The sequence below is a fragment of the Mesorhizobium sp. M7A.F.Ca.MR.362.00.0.0 genome (genome assembly GCF_004023175.1).
Lineage (GTDB): Bacteria > Pseudomonadota > Alphaproteobacteria > Rhizobiales > Rhizobiaceae > Mesorhizobium.
The window spans coordinates 1-4618 of the sequence record NZ_RZTF01000462.1 but is presented as its reverse complement, the minus strand read 5'-3'; the positions used below and the strand labels follow the sequence as shown (position 1 = coordinate 4618).

The window sequence follows — 4618 nt, the reverse complement described above, 5'->3', positions numbered from 1 at the left end:
CCGCATAACATGAACCGCATAACCGAGATTGAAATCGGCGCCGCCAGCGTCGGCATTCTCGGAGACCCGCACCTCGGACGAGCCTTCGTCCGAGGTGTTTCGCTTGAAAAGCGTGGTCTCCGTGAGAAGATGGTGCTGGTCGACTTCCAGCAGCGCATGAGGGCGTCGGGCATCTTCGACGCCTTCATCTGCATGGGCGACCTCTTCGACAAATGGGCGGTGCCCTACAACATCGTGTTCCAGGCCGCCTGGACGTTCCTGCAGGCCGCACGGACGAACCCGAAGACCGAGTATTTCGTCATCGCCGGCAACCATGACATCTCCAGGGATCTGGAGAAGAAGGGCGCGCTGGATCTGTTCGAGCTGATCGTCGGCAATCTGCCGAACGTCCATGTCATCCGCCACACCAACGGTGGGTACTTCTGCAAGATCGGCGGCGATCGCGTCGGCTTCTTCCCGTTCCACCCAACCACGCCGGCCGCAGACCTGGTCACCGACCCGATCGACGTCGCTTTCGGCCATTGGGACACGATCTTCGGCGACGGCAACCTGATCCCGACGAAGCGCCTGGCCGAAGTCGGCTGCGCGATCGCCTACACTGGCCACGTCCACCTGCCCGACGAGTTCGAGCGGGACGGCGTCACGGTGGTCCAGGTTGGCTCGATGCAGCCCTACGCCCAGGGCGAGGACCACGGTGAGATGTACGTCACGCTCCCGCTCGACGAGCTGGCCGGCAAAGACCTCCGCGACAAGTGCGTCCGCGTCCTGCTCGCCCCCGGCGAGAAGAGCACGGACGTGGAGGTCGACTGTCTGCAGATCAGCTTCAAGCGGATCGGCGTGGACGAGGAAGAGACCGAGGAGGTCGCCATGGGCGACTTCAACATCATGGCCCTCTTCAGTCAGGCATTCGAGGAAGCCGGCGTGCCGGACGAAGTCCGCTCGCAGATCCTGACCCGGTACGAGGAGAGCCGTGTTGCCGAGTAAGGAACAGATCATCAAGGCGATGGACGAGTGGCTCACCACAGAGGGTCTCGTCCTTGCTGAGCGGCAAGTGATTGAGGCGCTGAAACTCAACGCCCAGCGCAGCGTCGAAACGTTCGCCGAGACTGCCCGGTACTTCCACGAAGTGCTGCACGACATAGTCATGAGCGCTGTGAACAAGGCGCGATCCCAAGGAAAATGCAAGGAGTGGCCGAGTGCTTAATCGCCTGACCTATAGTGTGACGTTCCCCTCGACAGGCCGGACCCTGTCGGGGGATTTCTCTTTTCAGAAGGGCTTCGGTGCAATCACCGGCCCGAACGAAGCCGGCAAGTCTGTCATCTTGGAGATGATCCGGTATTGCCTCTTCGGCACCTCCGCGCTGCGGGGCAAGGCCGAAGACTACAAGAACCTGAAGGCCGCCCTGACCTTCACCGCTAAGGGCGAGGCCTGGACCGTCGACCGGACAATCACCTCGGCCAAGCTATTCCGCGGCGGCAATCCGACCGCCACCGGCCAGAAGGGCGTCAACAGCAAGGTCGTCGAGATCTTGGGCTTCGGCCTCGAGGTGTTCGACACCGCGTGTGTAGCCAACCAGGGTGACATCGAGAAGCTCGGCTCTATGCGACCGGCTGAACGCAAGGCCATGGTCGACAGCGTCATCGGCCTGTCGGTGATCGACGAGCTGGCCAAGTGGTGCGGCCAGGAGGCTAACAGCCTGGCCTCGCTGATCGACGGCATGGAAGTCGGCCTGGTGAAGCCCACCAAGCTGGAACAGCCGGAAGGCTACATCAACAGCACTGAGCTCGCCGAGCTCCGTGACGCGCAGCGCGTGTTGAGCGACGAGCTTAACCAGATCAAGGGCCGCCTCGCCCAGCCGCGGCTGGCGCAGCCCGTGGAGCCGGTGAAGACGTCCTGCCGGTCTGCCCTGGATCTGGAAGAGGAGCTGGAGCTGGCCCGCGCCTACGAGGCGGCCCAGGCCGAGCTCAAGCGCCTGCCGGCGCCGCCCCCGGAGTTCTCCGAGGAAGGCATCGACGACTGGGAGCTGCGCGAGAAGATCCGCCGGGGCTACCCGACGACAATGACGGCCGAGCAGATCGCCAAGGCCGATGCCGACGTCGAGCTGCTCCGTCAGTTTGAACGCCTGGATCATCTGACCAAGCAGCACCAGGATCTGCTCGACGTCGGGACGCACACCTGTCCCGAGTGCGATCACGAATGGCCGATGGAGAAGTCTCGGATCGAGAAGATCACGTATGAGAAGACGGTCCTGACCGTCGCTCTCAAGGACGTCCAGCGTCCCTCCAAGCCCGACATGGTCAACGTCGACGTTGCCCGTCGCCAGCTGCAGGCGTTCGACAAGGTCAGGGACGACTGGGAACGCGTCAAGGACACGGTGGCGCCCGTGCATACCCGCCAGCAGGTGGCGGAGTTCAAGGCCGCTCTCCAGGCCCAGGGACGCCGTGCAGAGCTCGAGGCCGTGGAGCCGGCCTCGGCAACGTCGAAGGAGCTCAACGCCCTCTGGCGGGACCGCCTGGCCTACGAGCACGAGCTTTCCTCCTACCATGATCGTCGCAAGGCGTGGCAGGAGATGGAAGTCAACCGCGTGATCGACGAGGAGCGGGCCGCCGAGCTCGCGTCGGTCCCGAGCGATCTCCGGCTGCTGGAGGCCAACTACGACGCCGCCAAGATCTACGAGGACCGTCTCGCCACCTACAAGCGCGACAGCAAGGCCTACGGCGACCGCCAGAAGGAGATCAAGGCGCAGCGTGAGACCGAACAGGGTTATCGCAAGGGCCGTGAGGCGCTGACGATCCTCCGCCGTTTGGTCAAACAACATCTGATCCCGTCGCTGAACAAGGTGGCGAGCCACTACATCAGCAAGATGACCGGAGGGCAGCGGAATGTGATCGAGGTCGACGAAGACTTCGAGATCGCCGTGGACGGCCAGCCGATCAACACACTGTCTGGCTCCGGCAAGGCTGTAGCGAACCTCTCGCTTCGTCTTGGATTGGGTCAGGTTCTGACCAACAATGTGTTCTCCGTCTTCTTGGGAGACGAGATCGACGCGTCCATGGATGCCGACCGCGCCCATAATACTGCTCTTACCCTAGAGTACCTCGCAAGTCGCATCTCGCAGATCTTGTTGGTCAGTCACAAATACCCTCAAGCCGATTACTACATTGAGCTTGAGGCAAATGAAAAAAACATCAATCGACATTCTAGTTGAAGAAGAAATCCGGAAGACGGGCGGCAATCTCTCGATGGTCGCCCGTCGTCTGGGTCTCCCCTACCACTCGCTGGTGGCCCGCTTCGGACCAACAGCAATCTCCACCCTGCCCGTTGCATGTCCCCGCCCAGCCGACATCAAGGAACTGGGCCGGTCGCATGTTCGCCAGCACGTTGTCGCGATCAAGCGCTGCGGAACTGAGTGGGCAGCAGAGTTTGACGAGGTGCTCAAGGACGCCCGTCATAAGTTCGACCAGGGCACCCACGAGATGGCCCAGTCGATCGACCAGGGCTGGGTCGTCCAGTACCTGATCCCCCGCCGGAAACCGACCGCACCGCGGAGGTTCTTCCATGGGAGCTGATACCTTGAAGCACTTCATCTTTGATTGCGACGACGTCCTACTCGACTGGGTTGGGGGCTTCCGCGATTTCCTCGTGGAGATTGGACATACACCTGCCGAGCCAAGGCCGCGTGATTGGTCCATGGCTGAGTGGATTGGTATCGAAGACGCGGCAACATTCCGCTTGATCGAGATCTTCAACTCGTCCCCGGCCTTCGGTCAGCTGAAGCCGTACGATGACGCTCTGGAAATGGTCAGGCAACTGAAGGACGAGGGACACACCCTGACGGTCCTCACCAGCTGCTCGGACGATCCGAGCATTGTCAATCGCCGTGTCCAGAACCTCCGGGACTGCTTCGGTGATGCCTTCCCCCGTGTGATCTGCCTGCCTCTCGGCCAGTCCAAGTCTCAGTGGCTTGAGGTTCTGCGCCCCGGCATCTGGATCGAGGACAACTACAAGAACGCCCTCTGCGGCGAGCGCGCTGGCCACAAGACGTTCATCTTGAGGCGTCCTCACAACAGGAAGCACGAGATCGACGGCGTCGATGACGTCGTCACCTGGGTCGGCACTCTGGCGGAGGTGATCTGATGGCTAAGCCCACCAATCCCAAGGCGATCTTCGGCGATAAGAAGCCACCGCTCGGCTACATCCCGCTCTCCGCCCAGCTGGCTGAATTGGAGGCGCTCTACGACGGGATGCTGAAGTACGAGCCCCTCAACTGGCGCGAGACCATGGTCGAAGCCATGACCTACGTCGAAGCCGCCATGCGCCACCTCCAGCTGTGGAAGGTTGGCGAGGAGCTGACCCGCGACACGTTGGTCAAAAACCTGGGCGCGGTCAAGGCGTGCTGCACGATCCTGATCGACGCGGCGGCCCACGGCACCCTGATCGACAACCGGCCGAAGTCCCCGGTCGAAGCCGATCTCCTCTACGAGGGTGAGGAGTGGGTCGAGCGCCTGAAGGAGGTTCACCAGGAACGCCTTCGTCAGCGCCAGCAGGCCGCGACCGCTGCGCCGGTCAACACGGCCGAGCCAGGCGTGCCGATCCCCATCGTGGATGGGCACTGGC

6 protein-coding genes are annotated in these 4618 nt (G+C 62.3%); all 6 read left to right on the top strand.

Annotation, left to right across the window (positions count from 1 at the left end; translation table 11 throughout):
• A partial coding sequence (locus tag EOC06_RS33050) for a metallophosphoesterase (RefSeq protein WP_206631309.1) occupies nucleotides 1–984 on the top strand: 984 nt, incomplete at its 5' end.
• Complete coding sequence (locus tag EOC06_RS33045) at nucleotides 974–1204, top strand: hypothetical protein (RefSeq protein ID WP_128309768.1); 231 nt, start codon at nucleotides 974–976, stop codon at nucleotides 1202–1204. The genes EOC06_RS33050 and EOC06_RS33045, both read left to right, overlap by 11 nt.
• Nucleotides 1197–3209, top strand: coding sequence for an AAA family ATPase (locus EOC06_RS33040; RefSeq protein WP_128309767.1), 2013 nt, complete (start codon nucleotides 1197–1199; stop codon nucleotides 3207–3209). Before EOC06_RS33045 ends, EOC06_RS33040 begins: the two co-directional genes overlap by 8 nt.
• Complete coding sequence (locus EOC06_RS33035) at nucleotides 3178–3570, top strand: hypothetical protein (RefSeq protein WP_128309766.1); 393 nt, start codon at nucleotides 3178–3180, stop codon at nucleotides 3568–3570. Before EOC06_RS33040 ends, EOC06_RS33035 begins: the two co-directional genes overlap by 32 nt.
• 4 nt (nucleotides 3571–3574) lie before the next feature.
• The gene (locus tag EOC06_RS33030; protein ID WP_206631308.1) at nucleotides 3575–4138 is read left to right on the top strand and encodes a hypothetical protein; all 564 of its coding nucleotides are present in this window, start codon (nucleotides 3575–3577) and stop codon (nucleotides 4136–4138) included.
• A partial coding sequence (locus tag EOC06_RS33025; RefSeq protein ID WP_128309764.1) for a dATP/dGTP diphosphohydrolase domain-containing protein occupies nucleotides 4138–4618 on the top strand: 481 nt, incomplete at its 3' end. The genes EOC06_RS33030 and EOC06_RS33025, both read left to right, overlap by 1 nt.